General features: G+C 65.4%; 14 protein-coding genes. All 14 read left to right on the top strand.

Annotated elements, in window-relative coordinates:
• Window positions 1-83 precede the first annotated feature (83 nt).
• The 14 genes from rpmB (at window position 84) to accD (ending at window position 16,103) form a co-directional block, all read left to right on the top strand.
• Entirely contained in the window at window positions 84-317 is a 234-nt protein-coding gene (gene rpmB, locus BN2503_RS05295) for a 50S ribosomal protein L28 (RefSeq protein WP_003058229.1), read from the top strand.
• 22 nt (window positions 318-339) lie between these two features.
• A complete protein-coding gene (gene rpmG, locus BN2503_RS05290) occupies window positions 340-510 on the top strand; it encodes a 50S ribosomal protein L33 (RefSeq protein ID WP_054255593.1) in 171 nt (56 codons plus the stop codon).
• Between the two features lie 172 nt (window positions 511-682).
• Entirely contained in the window at window positions 683-1,618 is a 936-nt protein-coding gene (locus BN2503_RS05285) for a LysR family transcriptional regulator (RefSeq protein ID WP_054255592.1), read from the top strand.
• A gap of 19 nt (window positions 1,619-1,637) precedes the next feature.
• Window positions 1,638-3,059, top strand: a complete 1,422-nt coding sequence (gene leuC, locus BN2503_RS05280; RefSeq protein ID WP_054255591.1) for a 3-isopropylmalate dehydratase large subunit — start codon at window positions 1,638-1,640, stop codon at window positions 3,057-3,059.
• Between the two features lie 11 nt (window positions 3,060-3,070).
• Window positions 3,071-3,727, top strand: a complete 657-nt coding sequence (gene leuD, locus BN2503_RS05275; protein ID WP_054255590.1) for a 3-isopropylmalate dehydratase small subunit — start codon at window positions 3,071-3,073, stop codon at window positions 3,725-3,727.
• Window positions 3,728-3,841: 114 nt separating this feature from the next.
• Window positions 3,842-4,912: a 3-isopropylmalate dehydrogenase gene (gene leuB / locus BN2503_RS05270; protein ID WP_054255589.1), complete on the top strand. Its 1,071-nt coding sequence runs from the start codon at window positions 3,842-3,844 to the stop codon at window positions 4,910-4,912.
• Window positions 4,913-5,308: 396 nt separating this feature from the next.
• Window positions 5,309-6,922 (top strand): alpha/beta fold hydrolase, encoded by a 1,614-nt coding sequence (locus tag BN2503_RS05265; protein ID WP_074929997.1) that lies wholly within the window; start codon window positions 5,309-5,311, stop codon window positions 6,920-6,922.
• Window positions 6,923-7,274: 352 nt separating this feature from the next.
• Entirely contained in the window at window positions 7,275-8,387 is a 1,113-nt protein-coding gene (asd, locus tag BN2503_RS05260) for an aspartate-semialdehyde dehydrogenase (protein WP_054255587.1), read from the top strand.
• 382 nt (window positions 8,388-8,769) lie between these two features.
• Window positions 8,770-11,421, top strand: a complete 2,652-nt coding sequence (locus BN2503_RS05255) for a FimV/HubP family polar landmark protein (RefSeq protein WP_054255626.1) — start codon at window positions 8,770-8,772, stop codon at window positions 11,419-11,421.
• The gene (truA, locus tag BN2503_RS05250; RefSeq protein WP_054255586.1) at window positions 11,421-12,230 is read left to right on the top strand and encodes a tRNA pseudouridine(38-40) synthase TruA; all 810 of its coding nucleotides are present in this window, start codon (window positions 11,421-11,423) and stop codon (window positions 12,228-12,230) included. Before BN2503_RS05255 ends, truA begins: the two co-directional genes overlap by 1 nt.
• A complete protein-coding gene (locus tag BN2503_RS05245) occupies window positions 12,227-12,991 on the top strand; it encodes a phosphoribosylanthranilate isomerase (RefSeq protein WP_054255585.1) in 765 nt (254 codons plus the stop codon). The genes truA and BN2503_RS05245 overlap by 4 nt, the downstream gene beginning before the upstream one ends.
• Window positions 12,969-14,249, top strand: a complete 1,281-nt coding sequence (gene trpB, locus BN2503_RS05240; RefSeq protein WP_054255584.1) for a tryptophan synthase subunit beta — start codon at window positions 12,969-12,971, stop codon at window positions 14,247-14,249. Before BN2503_RS05245 ends, trpB begins: the two co-directional genes overlap by 23 nt.
• On the top strand, window positions 14,246-15,055 hold the full coding sequence (gene trpA / locus BN2503_RS05235) for a tryptophan synthase subunit alpha (RefSeq protein ID WP_054255583.1): 810 nt from the start codon (window positions 14,246-14,248) through the stop codon (window positions 15,053-15,055). The genes trpB and trpA overlap by 4 nt, the downstream gene beginning before the upstream one ends.
• 175 nt (window positions 15,056-15,230) lie before the next feature.
• Window positions 15,231-16,103 (top strand): acetyl-CoA carboxylase, carboxyltransferase subunit beta, encoded by an 873-nt coding sequence (gene accD / locus BN2503_RS05230; RefSeq protein ID WP_054255582.1) that lies wholly within the window; start codon window positions 15,231-15,233, stop codon window positions 16,101-16,103.
• The last annotated feature ends 101 nt before the right edge of the window (window positions 16,104-16,204 follow it).

Below are 16,204 nucleotides of genomic sequence, written 5' to 3'. Positions count from 1 at the left end.
CGGGTTACCGCCACCCGTTCCAACTGGCGAGGTGAGGTTGCCGGCCACCAGGGCGGGCAGCCGTGAACTATCGGAGTGTCCTGATGGCACGCGTATGTGAAGTAACGGGCAAGAAGCCCATGGTGGGAAACAACGTCTCCCACGCCAACAACAAGACCAAGCGCCGTTTCCTGCCCAACCTGCAGTACCGTCGTTTCTGGGTGGAAAGCGAAAACCGCTGGGTGCGCCTGCGCGTTTCCAGCGCTGCCCTGCGTCTGATCGACAAGAACGGCATCGACTCCGTGCTCGCTGACATGCGCGCCCGTGGCCAGGCTTAATTTCCACTGAAGGAGAACCAACATGGCTGCAAAAGGCGGACGCGAAAAGATCAAGCTGGTGTCTACCGCTGACACCGGCCACTTCTACACCACCACCAAGAACAAGAAGACGATGCCTGAGAAGATGTCGATCATCAAGTTCGACCCGAAGGCGCGCAAGCACGTCGAGTACAAGGAAGCCAAGCTGAAGTAATTTCGGCCGCTCTCTGCCAAGAAACCGCCACGGCATCCGTGCCCTGGCGGTTTTTTGTTGCCCGTGGCCGCCCGATCCACGAAGCAATCCATCGCATATCACGATGGCAGAGCGCCAATCATCATGGGAAAATGCGCAAAACCTTCTCCAAATGAGAAGATAACGCCACCCCATGAAAAGCTCCGAGCGCAGTTTCGCGCGCCGCATCGATCTCACCTCGCTGCAATTGTTCGTAGCCGTCTGCGAACTGGGCAGCATCGGCCGCGCGGCCGAGCGTGAGTTCATCGCGGCGTCTGCCGTGAGCAAGCGCCTGTCGGACCTGGAGGCGGCCGTAGGCACGGCGCTGCTGTACCGCCACAGCCGGGGCGTGACGCTCACCCCCGCTGGGGAAAGCCTGCTGCACCATGCGCGCACCGTGCTGTTCGGGCTGGAGCGCATGCAGGGCGAGCTGAGCGAATACGCCGGCGGCGTGCGCGGCCATGTGCGCATGCACGCGAATATTTCCGCCATCGTGCAGTTTCTGCCCGAAGACCTGGGTGCCTTCGCACGCGCGCACAGCCAGATCAAGATCGACCTGCAGGAGCATCTGAGCCCCGCCGTGCTGCACGCGGTGCAAGAGGGCGCCGCCGACCTGGGGCTGTGCAACATGCCCGCCACCAGCCATGGCAGCCCACTGCAAAGCCGCCCCTACCGCAGCGACCATCTGGTGCTCGTCGTGCCGCAAACGCACGCCCTGTCTGCGCGAACCGCGATTGAATTCGAAGAAGTGCTGGACTGGGACATCGTCGGCCTGCACGCCGGCAGCAGCATCAGCCTGGCCATGCACCAGGCCGCTGCGCAGGCCGGGCGGCCGCTGCGCCAGCGCATCCAGGTCACCAGCCTGGACGCCATGTGCCGCATGATCGACAACGGCCTGGGCGTGGGCTTGCTGCCCGACCGGGCCTTCGCGCTGATGCGCGGCGTGGGACAGCTCACCGCCGTGCCGCTGCAAGCGCCCTGGGCGCGGCGCGAGCTGCGCCTGGTGGCGCGCGACTTTGACACCCTGCCCGTCACCGCACGGCTGCTGGTCGAGCATTTGACGCCTCCTACAATTTCCACCCCCACCTGAAAGACGAAGCGAGACTGCCATGGGACGCACCCTGTACGACAAGATCTTCGACGAACACGTCGTCCACACCGAGGAGGACGGCACCGCCGTGCTCTACATCGACCGCCACCTGGTGCACGAAGTGACCAGTCCGCAGGCCTTTGAAGGCCTGCGCGAAGCCGGGCGCAAGGTGTGGCGCGTCAGCTCCATCGTGGCCACGGCCGACCACAACACGCCCACCACGGGCTGGGAGCTGGGCTACGACGGCATTGCCGACCCCATCAGCAAGGAGCAGATCACCACGCTGGACAAGAACATTGCCGAAGTGGGCGCCGCCGCCTTCTTCCCGTTCATGAGCAAGCGCCAGGGCATCGTGCACGTCATCGGCCCGGAAAACGGCGCCACGCTGCCCGGCATGACCGTGGTCTGCGGCGACTCGCACACCTCCACGCACGGCGCTTTTGGTGCGCTGGCGCACGGCATCGGCACCAGCGAGGTCGAGCACGTGATGGCCACGCAAACGCTGCTGGCCAAGAAGGCCAAGAACATGCGCATCCAGGTCGATGGCAAGGTGGCGCCCGGCATCACCGCCAAAGACATCGTGCTGGCCATCATCGGCAAGATCGGCACCGCCGGCGGCACGGGCTACACCATCGAGTTCGCGGGTGACGCCATCCGCGCCCTGTCGATAGAAGGCCGCATGACGGTGTGCAACATGGCCATCGAGGCCGGTGCGCGCGCCGGCCTGGTGGCCGTGGACGAGAAGACCATCGAGTACGTCAAAGGCCGCCCGCTGGCCCCCACCGGCGTGGAATGGGAGCAGGCCGTGGCGTACTGGAAAACGCTGCACTCCGACGCTGACGCGCACTTCGACGCCGTGGTCACGCTGCGCGCCGAAGACATCGTGCCCCAGGTCACCTGGGGCACCAGCCCCGAGATGGTGGTGGGCGTGGACACCACCGTACCCGACCCCGACAAGGAAAAAGATGCCAACAAGCGCGGCGCCATGGAGCGCGCGCTGACCTACATGGCGCTGGAGCCCGGCAAGCCGCTGAGCGACATCTTCGTGGACAAGGTGTTCATCGGCTCGTGCACCAACAGCCGCATCGAGGACATGCGCGAGGCCGCAGCCGTGGTGAAGAAGCTGGGCCAAAAGGTGGCCAAGAACATCAAGCAGGCGCTGGTGGTGCCCGGCTCGGGTCTGGTCAAAGAGCAGGCCGAGCGCGAAGGGCTGCACGAAATTTTCAAGGCCGCAGGCTTCGAGTGGCGCGAGCCCGGCTGCTCCATGTGCCTGGCCATGAACGCCGACCGCCTGGAGCCCGGCGAGCGCTGCGCCTCCACCAGCAACCGCAACTTTGAAGGCCGCCAGGGCGCGGGCGGGCGCACGCACCTGGTCAGCCCGGCCATGGCCGCAGCGGCGGCCATCCACGGCCACTTCGTGGACATCCGTAAATTCGCCTGAGGGAACACGCCATGCAGAAATTCACCGTGCACAAGGGCCTGGTGGCCCCCATGGACCGCGAGAACGTCGATACCGACGCCATCATCCCCAAGCAGTTCCTCAAGTCGATCAAGAAAACCGGCTTCGGCCCCAACCTGTTCGATGAGTGGCGCTACCTCGACCAGCCGGGCCAGCCCGGCGTGCCCGAGAGCGCGCGCAAGCCCAACCCCGACTTCGTGCTGAACCAGCCGCGCTACCGCGGCGCCAGCGTCCTGGTGGCGCGCAAGAACTTCGGCTGCGGCTCCAGCCGCGAGCACGCGCCCTGGGCGCTGGAGCAGTACGGCTTTCGCGCCATCATCGCGCCAAGCTTCGCCGACATCTTCTTCAACAACTGCTTCAAGAACGGGCTGCTGCCCATCGTGCTGCCCGAGGCCACGGTGGACCTGCTGTTCAACGAAGTGGCGGCCTTCCCCGGGTACGAACTCACCATCGACCTGGAGCGCCAGGTGATCGTGCGCCCACAGGGCGAGGAAATTCCGTTCGACGTGATTCCGTTCCGCAAGTACTGCCTGCTCAACGGCTTCGACGACATCGGCCTGACGCTGCGCCACAAGGACAAGATTGCCGCCTTCGAGGCGCACCGCCTGGCCACCAAGCCCTGGCTGGCGCACACCATGGCACAGGGTTGATGCAGCAAAAAAGTGAGCGCCTAGCGCTTTCCCACAAAGGGTTTCAATGCCATTTTCTATTGAAACCCAATGCTGGAAAGCGCGAGCAGCTATCAAATTTAAAAAGGAAGCACCATGAAAATCGCAGTTCTGCCCGGTGACGGCATCGGCACCGAGATCGTCGCTGAGGCGGTCAAGGTCCTCAAGGCCCTGGACCTGAAGTTCGAGATGGAAACCGCGCCGGTCGGTGGCGCCGCCTACGAGGCTGCGGGCCATCCGCTGCCCGAGTCCACGCTGAAGCTGGCCAAGGAGGCCGACGCCATCCTGTTCGGCGCCGTGGGCGACTGGAAGTACGACACGCTGGACCGCCCGCTGCGCCCCGAGCAAGCCATCCTGGGCCTGCGCAAGGCGCTGGGCCTGTTCGCCAACTTCCGCCCGGCCATCTGCTACGAGCAGCTCACACACGCCTCCAGCCTCAAGCCCGAGCTGGTGGCGGGCCTGGACATCCTCATCATCCGCGAGCTGACGGGTGACATCTACTTCGGCCAGCCGCGCGGCCGCCGCACGGCCGTGGACGGCCACTTCCCCGGCGCCGAAGAAGCCTTCGACACCATGCGCTACTCGCGCCCCGAGATCGAGCGCATCGCCCGCGTGGCCTTTGAAGCCGCACGCAAGCGGGGCAAGAAGGTCACCAGCGTGGACAAGGCCAACGTGCTGGAAACCTTCCAGTTCTGGAAGGATGTGGTCACCGAGGTGCACAAGGACTACCAGGACGTGGAGCTGGAGCACATGTACGTGGACAACGCCGCCATGCAGCTGGTGAAGAAGCCCAAGGCCTTCGACGTGATCGTCACCGGCAACATGTTCGGCGACATCCTCTCGGACGAAGCCTCCATGCTCACCGGCTCCATCGGCATGCTGCCCAGCGCCAGCCTGAACGACAAGAAACAAGGTCTGTACGAGCCCAGCCACGGCAGCGCGCCCGACATCGCCGGCAAGGGCGTGGCCAACCCGCTGGCCACCATCCTGAGCGCGGCCATGATGCTGCGCTTCTCGCTGAACCAGGGCGAAGCCGCCGCCCGCATCGAAGCTGCCGTGCAAAAGGTGCTGGCCCAGGGCCTGCGCACGCCCGACATCTACAGCGAAGGTACGACCAAGGTCGGCACAGCGCAGATGGGCGATGCGGTGGTGAAGGCACTGGGCTAACGCCCACGCGGCGCGCACCGCGCGCCTGTGGCGCTGAAGCGGCCCACGCAACCATTTTTGAAGCCCCGCCCTGCGGGGCTTTCTTTTTTCGGGCGCGTGAAGCGGGCCAAAGTGCAAAAACTTTGACCCAGAGGGCTTCAATTACCTGATTTCAGGGATCGACAAGCTGCGCAGCCTTGGGAAGACTTGGCGCCTCGACCCACTCCTTCACACCCACACACCATGCCCTGCCTGCCCCCCTTCAAACGCCTACCCCGCTGGAGCCTGACCTTGGCCCTTGGACTTCCTCTGGCCGCCTCTTTGGTCGCGTGCGGTGGAGGCAGTGACGACCCCTTGAGCAAATACACCCGCCAAACTTTGCAGTGGGTAGATTGCCCAGATACAACACCTTGGGCAGTGACTGCGAAGCTGCAATGCGCCAGCTTTTTAGTGCCGCTTGACTACGGCGCACCAGACAAGGGCGAACTCACGATCCAGGCCAAGCGCGTGCCTGCCATGTCGGCGCAGCGCCAGGGCGCCATTTTCTTCAACCCCGGCGGCCCCGGCGGCGACGGAATTAGCAGCGGCCTAGGCCTGCTCTACAGGATTCTCTCTGTTCGAGGCGCCTCCGCCGATGTGCAAACCTTGCAAACCCAACTGCTGCAGCGCTACGACTTGCTGGGGTTCAGCCCCCGCGGCAGCAATGAAACACCTACGCTGACCTGCGAATCCAACACACCCCAGCTTGCTACGGACGAGACCAGCGCAGGTCGAAACGCCCCCGGCAACCAAGAGGCTGCTCACGCCAACATGCGCGCCGAAACACAGGCCTGCCAGGCGAACCCCATTGCCCCTTATCTCTCCACCGATGCCACCGCCCGGGACATGGATCTTCTGCGCGGCTTGATGGGCGACGCGCAAATCAGCTACCTCGGCTACTCGTACGGCACCTGGTTAGGTGCCTGGTACGCCCGCCTGTTTCCTCAGCGGGTCAACCGCATGGTGCTCGACAGCAATGCTGACGTCACGGCAAGCCACCTGGACTTTAACGAGTACCAAGCCATCGCCCGTGACACGCTCCTCAACGATGCACTGGCCCCCTACGCGGCCCGCCACGCCGCCCTGTTTGGCCTGGGCAACACCCCGGACGAAGTACGCGCCACGTTGGCGGCATTCGATCCGGCACTCAAGACAGCCGTTAAGTGGGCCACCGCCGGTAGGATGTACTCCAGCGCCAAGACACATGAAATGATCATTACCTTGATCGCTGCCAAAGGACTGCACAAGCTGCTTGAGCAAGGGCTGCCGCTATCACAAGAGCGTATCCGCGCACACACCTACGGTGTCGCCGACACCCCGGCGAATCAGGCAGGCATCCGCAGTGCGGCACTCCAACTGAATACATTTCGCACCGAAGTGATCGCTGGCGCCGCAATGATTGGCACCCCCATATCCGAGGGTACGAACCTAGGCCCCGATGGCGAAGGTGGGAACAACGCCACCTTCCGAACCATCATGTGTAACGACAATCCCGCCTCGGTGCGCAGCGCCGTCCAATGGCAAGCACTGGGTGACCATATTGCGCAGCAAGCGCCCTTCTTCGGCGGCGGCACCATCGGGAACCAAGCCTGCATGTACTGGACCCTGCCACCGATTGCGCAGCCCCCGCTTGCGCCATTGCAAGAGCTCGACAGCGTACTCATGGTGCAGTCACAGTACGATGCCGCCACCCCCACGCCGGGCGCCATGAAGGGATTTGCCCAACTGCCCAAAGCGCACATGGTGCATGTGACGGGCGAATACACCCATGGCGTGTTCCCCTACAACACCCGATGCGTTGATGGGGCTGTGCTGCGCCATATGCTGGGCCAGGCGCCGGCCGAGCGCCAAACCGACTGCCCTCTGTCTGACGTTGCCTTCCCGCTGGACCCGTCGCAGGCGCCCAAATCGCTGTCTACCGAAGAGCAGCAGCGCGTTGATTTGATTAACGAATTCAAGAAAACGCTGGGCCGCGGCAGCATGCAGCACTAAGCTTGCGCCGCAACCTATGCCCAAGCGCCCTGCGGGGCGCTTTTTTGATCCCCCATGCAGCAGGCGCACATCAGCGCCCTAGCGTTGCGCGCAACGAACACCTGTGTATGGGCGCATGCAGGACATCCGTTAGAATGATTGGCTATGTTTGCCGCCCGCCCGTTCGCCCTGAACACCGCCTCTGCCACCACGGCATGCAAGGCTGCGCGCGCAATCACCACCAAAACCACGACCATTAAGGGCTGATCCAGCTCCGGTATCGTCGTGCGCCCTCCCTGGCCAGACGAGCCGGGGGCAAAAAAGCAGCCACCGGTCGGGTGCGCACTGTTTTTAACTTGAAAGGGCGATTGAAATGAGCAAGCAATTGGTAGGTCTGGTCGGCTGGCGCGGCATGGTCGGCTCTGTGTTGATGGACCGCATGCAGGCCGAAGGTGACTTCGCACTGATCGAGCCGGTGTTCTTCTCCACCTCGAATGCCGGCGGCAAGGCCCCGGCCATGGTCACCGTCCACACCCAGCTCAAGGATGCCAACGACATCGCCGAGCTGGCCAAGTGCGACATCATCATCACCTGCCAGGGTGGCGACTACACCAAGGAAGTCTTCCCCAAGATCCGCGCTGCCGGCTGGAATGGCCACTGGATTGACGCCGCCTCTTCGCTGCGCATGGAAAAAGATGCCGTCATCGTCCTCGACCCCGTCAACGAAGGCCTGATCAAAGCCAAGCTGGCCGCTGGTGGCAAGAACTGGATCGGCGGCAACTGCACCAACTCCATCCTGCTGATGGGCCTGGGCGGACTGTTCAAGGCCGGCCTGGTCGAGTGGGTCAGTTCCATGACCTACCAGGCAGCATCGGGCGGCGGCGCCAACCACATGCGCGAACTGCTCAAGGGCATGGGGGTGGTGCATGCCGCAGTGGCCGACGAACTGGCGACGCCCGCCTCGGCCATCCTCGACATCGACCGCAAGGTGGCCCAGACCATCCGCGAGGACGTGCCCACCGAGTTCTTTGGCGCCCCGCTCGCGGGCGGCCTGATCCCCTGGATCGACGCACAGCTCGACAACGGCCAGTCCAAGGAAGAGTGGAAGGGCCAGGCCGAGGTCAACAAGATCCTGGGCACCGAGGCCACCATCCCTGTGGATGGCCTGTGCGTGCGCATTGGCGCCATGCGCTGCCATAGCCTGGCGCTGACGCTCAAGCTCAAGAAGGATCTGCCCTTGGCCGAGATTGAAGCCCTGATCAAGAGTGGCAACCCCTGGGTCAAGTTTGTCGCCAACGAGCGCGCTCTTACCGTGAAGGAGCTGACGCCAGCCGCCATCACCGGCGGCCTGGAAGTCGGCGTGGGCCGCGTGCGTAAGCTGAACATGGGGCCGGAATACGTGTCGGCCTTCGTGATCGGCGACCAGTTGCTCTGGGGTGCCGCAGAGCCGCTGCGCCGCATGCTACGCATTCTGCTGGGCGCCTGATGGCGCGCGGTTGCCGGGGCGAAAAGCACCCTGGCAACCGCGTTGTTCGCACCTTTCCCGGCAGTGCAGCCCTGCTAAGGTAGCGGGCAGGCGGTAAAAAAGCACCGCCGCAGCAACAGATGCACGCCACCAAGGCGCACAAGGCCGGGTTGCTCTGGATACGCCCTGTTACCGGTCGTTGTCCATTGCCAACACGATCCGCCCGCTTCCGCGCCCTGCGGTGGCATGGGAAAAGCTAGAGCGATGCCTGAGCTTGTCAGTGCAAAACATTGCTGCTAAGGTGCTTTTTTACATTTATTCAGCGCCACGGCAGAGGAGGAGATCGCTCATGTCCATCACGCCAGCCGATTGCGCCACACAACTCCTACAGCAGATGGCAAACATGCACCGTTGGAAATCCTCCGCTTTGGCCGCAGCGGCCTTGGCCCTGGGCGGCCTGTACGCAGCCGACGCCTCGGCCCTGGCTCTGGGCCGCATCACCGTGCAGTCTGCATTGGGTGAGCCGCTTCGCGCAGAAATCGATCTGCCGCAGATTTCCGCATCCGAGGCGGAAACGCTGCGCACCCAAGTCGCCCCGCCGGAAACCTTCCGCGCCCAGGGCATGGAATACTCGCCCGCCATCAACGGCGTGCAAGTGCAGCTGCAGCGCCGCAGCGATGGCTCCATGGTGCTGCGCCTGTCCAGCACCCGGCCCATGAATGAGCCCTTCGTCGATCTGGTACTCAACGCCTCCTGGGGTTCGGGCCAGATCGTGCGCAGCTACACCATGCTGTTCGATCCGCCGGCCCTGCGCCAGCAGCCTGCAGCGGTGACGGCACCTGCGCAAGCCAGTGCGGCGCCAGCCGCTATCGCAGCACCCGCTGTTAGCCAAGCCCCCCGCAGCACGGTCGCTGCGGCAGTGCCGACAGCCACGCCGCGCCCCGCCCCCCGCCCAGCCACCGATACAACGGCGGACGGCGTGACCGTGCGCCCTGGCGACACCGCAGGCCGCCTGGCCAGTGCCCACCGCCCCTCTGGCGTCTCGCTCGACCAAATGCTGGTGGCGATGATGCGCAGCAATCCTGACGCCTTCGTCGGCGGCAACGTCAACCGCCTGAAGTCAGGCGTGGTGCTGCACATGCCCGATGCAGCCACCGCCCAGGCCGTGTCTGCCACGGAGGCGCGTCAGATCATGGCTACCCAAAGCCGCGATTTCAACGAATTCCGCCGCAAGCTGGCTGCATCGGCTCCCTCGGCCGAAGTGGCGACGCAAAGCCGCAGTGCCAGCGGCAAGGTGCAGACCCAGGTCGAGGACAAGCGACCCGCACAGGCCGCGCCGGACAAACTGACCCTGTCCAAGGGGGCTATCAAGAGCCCCAAGGGTGCCGACGAAAAGCTGGCGCAAGACAAGCAGTCCAGCGAGAACGCCGCGCGCATGGCCGAGCTGTCGCGCAATATTTCCGAACTGAACAAGATCAGCGCCGCATCGGCGGCTACCGGCGCATCTGCCGCGGCGCCCGCAGCCACGGCAGCATCGGCCCCCAGCATCCCGGTACCTGTCGCTGCGCCGACCACCCCGGCAGCCCCGGCATCGCAAGCCCCGACACCTGCGGTGGAGCAGCCGGCCGCCTCCGCGCCCGTCGCGGTTGCCTCGGCCACTGCCGACGCACCGGCGCCGCAGGCTACGGCGTCCGCCGAGGCTTCGCCGCCTCCACCAGCACCCAAACCTCAGCCAGCGCCGGCGCCTGAGCCCGCACCGGAGCCCAGCTTCATTGACGGCCTGCTCGGCGACCCGCTGATTCCATTGGCAGGCGGGGGCATCTTGGCCCTGCTGCTGGGCTATGGTGGCTACCGCGTCCTGCAGCGCCGCCGCCAAGCGGCTGGTGGCGTGGACAGCAGCTTCATGGAAAGCAAGCTGCAGCCCGACTCCTTCTTCGGCCAAAGCGGCGGCCAGCGCGTAGACACGGCCAACAGCGAGATGACCACCGGTTCCTCGCTGGCCTATTCGCCCAGTCAACTGGATGCCGGCGGTGACGTGGATCCCGTCGCGGAGGCAGATGTCTACCTGGCCTACGGCCGTGACCTGCAGGCGGAGGAAATCCTCAAGGAAGCCGCGCGCCACAATCCCGACCGCACCTCCATCCAGGTCAAGCTCGCCGAAATCTACGCCAAGCGCCAGGACCGCAAGGCCCTGGAGGCGGTGGCAGGCGAAGTCTTCCGCCAAACCAATGGCCAGGGGCCGGATTGGAACCGCGTGGCTGGGCTGGGTCGCGACATCGACCCGGAGAACCCGATCTACCAGCCGGGCGGACAACCTGGCATGAAGGCCGACGTAGCCAGCGCTCCCGCGCCTCTGATGGCCGACTTTCCGGCAACCACCCCAGTGACGGCTGCAGCCGCTACGGCAGCGCCCATCGCCCTGCCGCCCGACCTGGATTTGGACCTGGATCTGGATCTGGCGACCGATGTGCCGGGCGAAGCCCCTGCCAGCGCGCCCGGCAACTTCGCCGCCGCTGCGGCTGCAGCGGCGCAGCCGGAACCCATGCCCGAGCCGCTGGCCCCCCTCCCTGAGCTGGATCAAGGCACCATTGACGTTCCCGATCTGCTGGAGCCCCCGGTGGTCGAGCCCCTGGAACTGCCAGAGCCTCTCCAGCCCGAGCCGCCCAGTGCCGAAGATGCGGCCCTGACGGCCTCACTCGATTTCCCGACGGAAGGTCTGCAACTGCTCGACTCGGCCGCCCTGCCGCTGGAGACAGCGGCTACGCCTGCGCAGTCGCCCGCTGCCGAACCCTCGCTGGAATTCGACCTGGGCGACCTGTCGCTGGATCTGGCCAGTACGCCGGCGCCGCTGGGCAACACACCGGCAGCCACAGAAACGACTGAAGCAGCACCACTGGACGAGAGCGACCCGCTGAGCACCAAACTGGCCCTGGCAGAGGAGTTCCATGCCATCGGCGACAGCGATGGTGCGCGTACGCTGATCGAAGAGGTGATTGCCGAAGCCTCCGGCCCGGTCAAGGCCCGCGCCCAGCGCCTGCTGGCTGACCTCGGCTGATGCCCGAAGGCACACAGCGCATCGCCCTCGGCGTCAGTTACAACGGGCAGCGCTACAACGGCTGGCAAAGCCAGCCCTCGGGCCACACCGTGCAAGACCACCTCGAAGCGGCCCTGGGCCGCTTCGCCACGCAGGCGGTGGCGACCCTGTGTGCCGGCCGCACCGACGCCGGGGTGCACGGCCTGATGCAGGTGGTGCATTTCGACACCCCCCTGCACCGCACGCCTTTTTCCTGGGTGCGTGGCACCAACACTTTCCTGCCACCCGACATCGCGGTGCAATGGGCCCAGCCCGTGCCCGACGCCTTCCACGCACGCGCCTGCGCCACCGCGCGGCGCTACGCCTATGTGCTGCTGCAGTCCCCCGTGCGCCCCAGCGTGGAGTCCGGCCGCGTTGGCTGGGTGTTCCATCCGCTCGACGGCGACGCCATGCGCGCTGCCGCACAGCATCTGCTGGGCGAACACGACTTCACTTCTTTCCGCGCCTCGGCCTGCCAGGCCAAGACGCCCATCAAGACACTGCACCGCATCGACATCACGCGGCGCGGTGAAGACGCACACTGCTACTGGCGCTTCGAATTCGAAGGCAATGCCTTCCTGCACCATATGGTGCGCAACATCATGGGATGCCTGATCGCCGTAGGCCAGGGACACAAGCCGGCTGGCTGGATGGCCGACGTCCTGGCCGCGCGCTCGCGCGACGCCGCCGCCCCCACCTTTGCACCGGATGGCCTGTATTTCCTCGGCCCGGTGTACGACCCGGTCTGGGGCTTGCCGGCCCGCACGGCTGCGTATGATTGGCTGCCATGAGCAGCCCCGCCCCCAGCATCCCCTCCCCCCCCATCTCCCTCACCCGCACACGCATCAAAATCTGCGGCCTGACGCGTGAGCAGGACGTAGACGCCGCTGTCGCCGCCGGTGCAGACGCCATCGGCTTCGTGCTCTACGCCAGGAGCCCGCGTGCCGTCACGCCGCAGCGGGCTGCAGAACTGGCGCGGCGCCTCCCTCCCTTCGTCACCCCCGTGCTGCTCTTCGTGAACGAACACGCTAGCAATGTGATAGCTTCTAGCGCTTGTGTGGCGGGGGCCATCGCCCAATTTCATGGAGATGAATCACCCGCCGACTGCTGGGCGGCCAGCGGCCAGGGCGCGCGCCCATGGATGCGCGCAGCACGCATACCCCTCGGCGCCGGGGCGGCTGACTTCGACCTCGTAAAATACGCACACGATTTTTCACAAGCCCAGGCCATCCTGGTCGACGCCCATGTCGACGGGTATGGCGGCGGCGGCAAGGCATTCGATTGGTCACTCCTACCACCAAGCGTCAACTGTCACCTCGTTTTGTCTGGTGGACTCACGCCTGCAAACGTGACCGATGGCATTTTGCAAGTGCGCCCGCGCTGCCGCACGCTGGCCGTTGACGTCAGCTCCGGCGTAGAGCAGGACGGCCCCAGCGGCCAACCGCTCAAGGGCATCAAAGACGCCGACAAGATCCACCGCTTCGTTGCCGCCGTGCGTGCGGCCGACGCCCACCTTGCAAAGAACACCCATGTCTACCTACCAACAACCTGACGCACGCGGCCACTTCGGTCCCTACGGCGGCAGCTTCGCCAGCGAAACACTGACCCACGCCCTGACCGAGCTGCGCGAGGCCTATGCACGCTACCAGAACGACCCGGATTTCCAAGCCGAATTCCGCTCGGAGCTGGCCCACTTCGTGGGCCGCCCTTCGCCCGTTTACCATGCCGCCCGCACCAGCCGCGAGCTGGGCGGCGCGCAGATCTACCTCAAGCGCGAAGACCTGAACCACACCGGCGCGCACAAGATCAACAACGTGATCGGCCAGGCCATGCTCGCCAAGCGCATGGGCAAACCGCGCATCATTGCCGAGACCGGCGCCGGCCAGCACGGCGTAGCCACGGCCACGATCTGCGCGCGCTACGGCCTGGAATGCATCGTCTACATGGGTGCTGAGGACGTGAAGCGCCAAAGCCCCAATGTGTTCCGCATGAAGCTGCTGGGCGCCACCGTGGTGCCGGTGGAGTCGGGCAGCAAGACGCTGAAAGACGCGCTCAACGAAGCCATGCGCGACTGGGTGGCCAATGTGGACAACACCTTCTACATCATCGGCACCGTGGCCGGCCCGCACCCCTATCCCATGATGGTGCGGGACTTCCAGAAGGTGATCGGTGAAGAGTGCCTGGTGCAGATGCCCGAGTTCCTCGGCCCCGGCCACCAGCCTGATGCCGTGGTCGCCTGCGTCGGCGGTGGTAGCAACGCCATGGGCATCTTCTACCCCTACATCGACCATACCAACACGCGCCTGATCGGCGTGGAGGCGGCTGGCGAGGGCCTGGACAGCGGCAAGCACTCGGCCAGCCTGCAACGCGGCTCCAGCGGCGTGCTGCACGGCAACCGCACCTTCATCCTGCAAAACGAGAACGGCCAGATCACCGAAACGCACAGCATCAGTGCCGGCCTGGACTACCCTGGTGTCGGCCCCGAGCACGCCTGGCTGCAGGAGATCGGCCGCGCGCAGTACGTGGGCATCACCGACAGCGAAGCGCTGGAGGCCTTCCACCACCTGTGCCGCACCGAAGGCATCATCCCCGCGCTCGAATCCAGCCACGCCTTCGCCTACGCCATGAAGCTGGCCAAGGAGATGCGCCCGGACCAGTCCATCCTGGTCAACCTCTCGGGCCGTGGCGACAAGGACATCGGCACCGTGGCCGACCTCTCGGGCGTGGATTTCTACGACCGCCCCTCGACCCGGGGCCTCGCCGTCAAAGGCGCGCCCAGCCCCCTCGGCGCACACGGAGCCAAGCCATGAGCCGCATCGCCACCACTTTTAGCCAGTTGCAGGAAAAAGGCCGCAAAGCCCTGATCCCCTACGTCACCGCCGGTTTCCCGTTCGCCGACATCACCCCCGCACTCATGCACGGCATGGTCGAGGCCGGGGCCGACGTCATTGAACTCGGTGTACCCTTTTCCGACCCCATGGCCGACGGCCCAGTCATCCAGAAGGCGGGCGAAAAGGCCCTGTCACTGGGCATCGGCACGGCCCAGGTGCTGGAGATGGTGCGCCAGTTCCGCCAGCGCAACCAGACCACCCCGGTGGTACTGATGGGCTACGCCAACCCGGTCGAGCGCTACGACCAAATCCACGGCGCTGGCGCCTTTGTGCGTGACGCCGCAGCAGCTGGCGTGGATGGCGTGCTTGTCGTGGACTACCCGCCCGAGGAGTGCGAGGACTTCGCCGCTGCGCTGCGTGCGCACGACATGGACTTGATCTTCCTGCTCGCCCCCACCAGCACAGAGGAGCGCATGCAGCAGGTGGCGCGCGTGGCCAGCGGCTACGTGTACTACGTCTCGCTCAAGGGCGTGACAGGCTCCGGCGCGCTCGACACGGCGGCGGTGGAAGCCATGCTGCCCACCATCCGCAAGCACGTGCACATTCCCGTGGGTGTGGGCTTCGGCATCCGCGATGCGGCCACGGCGCAGGCCATTGGCAAGGTGGCCGACGCGGTGGTCATCGGCAGCCGCATCATCCAGCTGATCGAGGACCAGCCGCACGAAAAGGTGGTCGCCGTCACCGTGGACTTCCTGCGCGGCGTGCGCAAGGCGCTCGACGCATAATCAAGAATGCAACCCCCTGAGCGGCTGCGCCGCTTCCCCCTTCTCTCGCGCTGCGCGCGGGAAGGGGGACGCCGCCAGTGCGGCGGGGCGGCCCTTGCACGGCGGCCACTGGCCTGGGCCGTGCCAGTTTCATAGGCTGCGCGTACAGCCTGGCAAATTCACAGAAGGAACACCCATGTCCTGGCTCGAAAAACTCCTGCCTGCCAAAATCCAGCAAACCGATCCCGCCGAGCGGCGCCAGATGCCCGAGGGCCTGTGGATCAAGTGCCCGAGCTGCGAGACCGTGCTCTACAAGAACGACCTGGAGCACAACCAGAACGTCTGCCCGCACTGCGCACACCACCACCGTATCGGTGCGCGTGCGCGGCTCAACGCCTTCCTGGACAACGAAGGCCGCTACGAGATCGGCCAGGAAGTCATTCCCGTCGACGCACTGAAGTTCAAGGACAGCCGCAAGTACCCCGAGCGGCTCAAGGAAGCGCTGGAGCATACGGGCGAGACCGATGCGCTGATCGTCATGGGCGGTGCCGTGAAAAGCATCAACGTCGTGGCGGCCTGCTTCGAATTCGACTTCATGGGCGGGTCCATGGGCTCCGTGGTGGGTGAGCGCTTCGTGCGCGGCGTCGAAGCGGCCATCGAGCAGAAGGTGCCCTTCATCTGCTTCACGGCCACCGGTGGCGCGCGCATGCAAGAAGGCCTGTTCTCGCTGATGCAAATGGCCAAAACCAATGCCGCGCTCACGCGCCTCGCGAAGAAAGGCCTGCCCTACATCAGCGTGCTCACCGACCCGACCATGGGCGGCGTGAGCGCGGGCTTCGCTTTCGTGGGCGACATGGTGATCGCCGAGCCCAAGGCGCTGATCGGCTTCGCCGGCCCGCGCGTGATCGAATCCACGGTGCGCGTGACGCTGCCCGAGGGTTTCCAGCGCGCCGAGTTCCTGCAGGCCAAGGGCGCCGTGGACCTGATCTGCGACCGCCGCGAGCTGCGCGACACCATCGCCCGCAGCCTGGCCATGCTGCAGCGCCTGCCGGCCGACGCGGTGGCCTGAACGCCCCCACGCCCCCCGTCAACCGCCGCAAGGCGGTTTTCTTTTTTCATAGCACCTCGCTCTTGCCAGATAAGGCCTGGAGCTGTTTTTTTCATATTTCA

The organism is Paenacidovorax caeni (assembly GCF_001298675.1).
GTDB lineage: Bacteria > Pseudomonadota > Gammaproteobacteria > Burkholderiales > Burkholderiaceae_C > Paenacidovorax > Paenacidovorax caeni.
The sequence above is the reverse complement of the archived record's forward strand: the minus strand, read 5'-3'. Positions and strand labels throughout refer to the sequence as shown.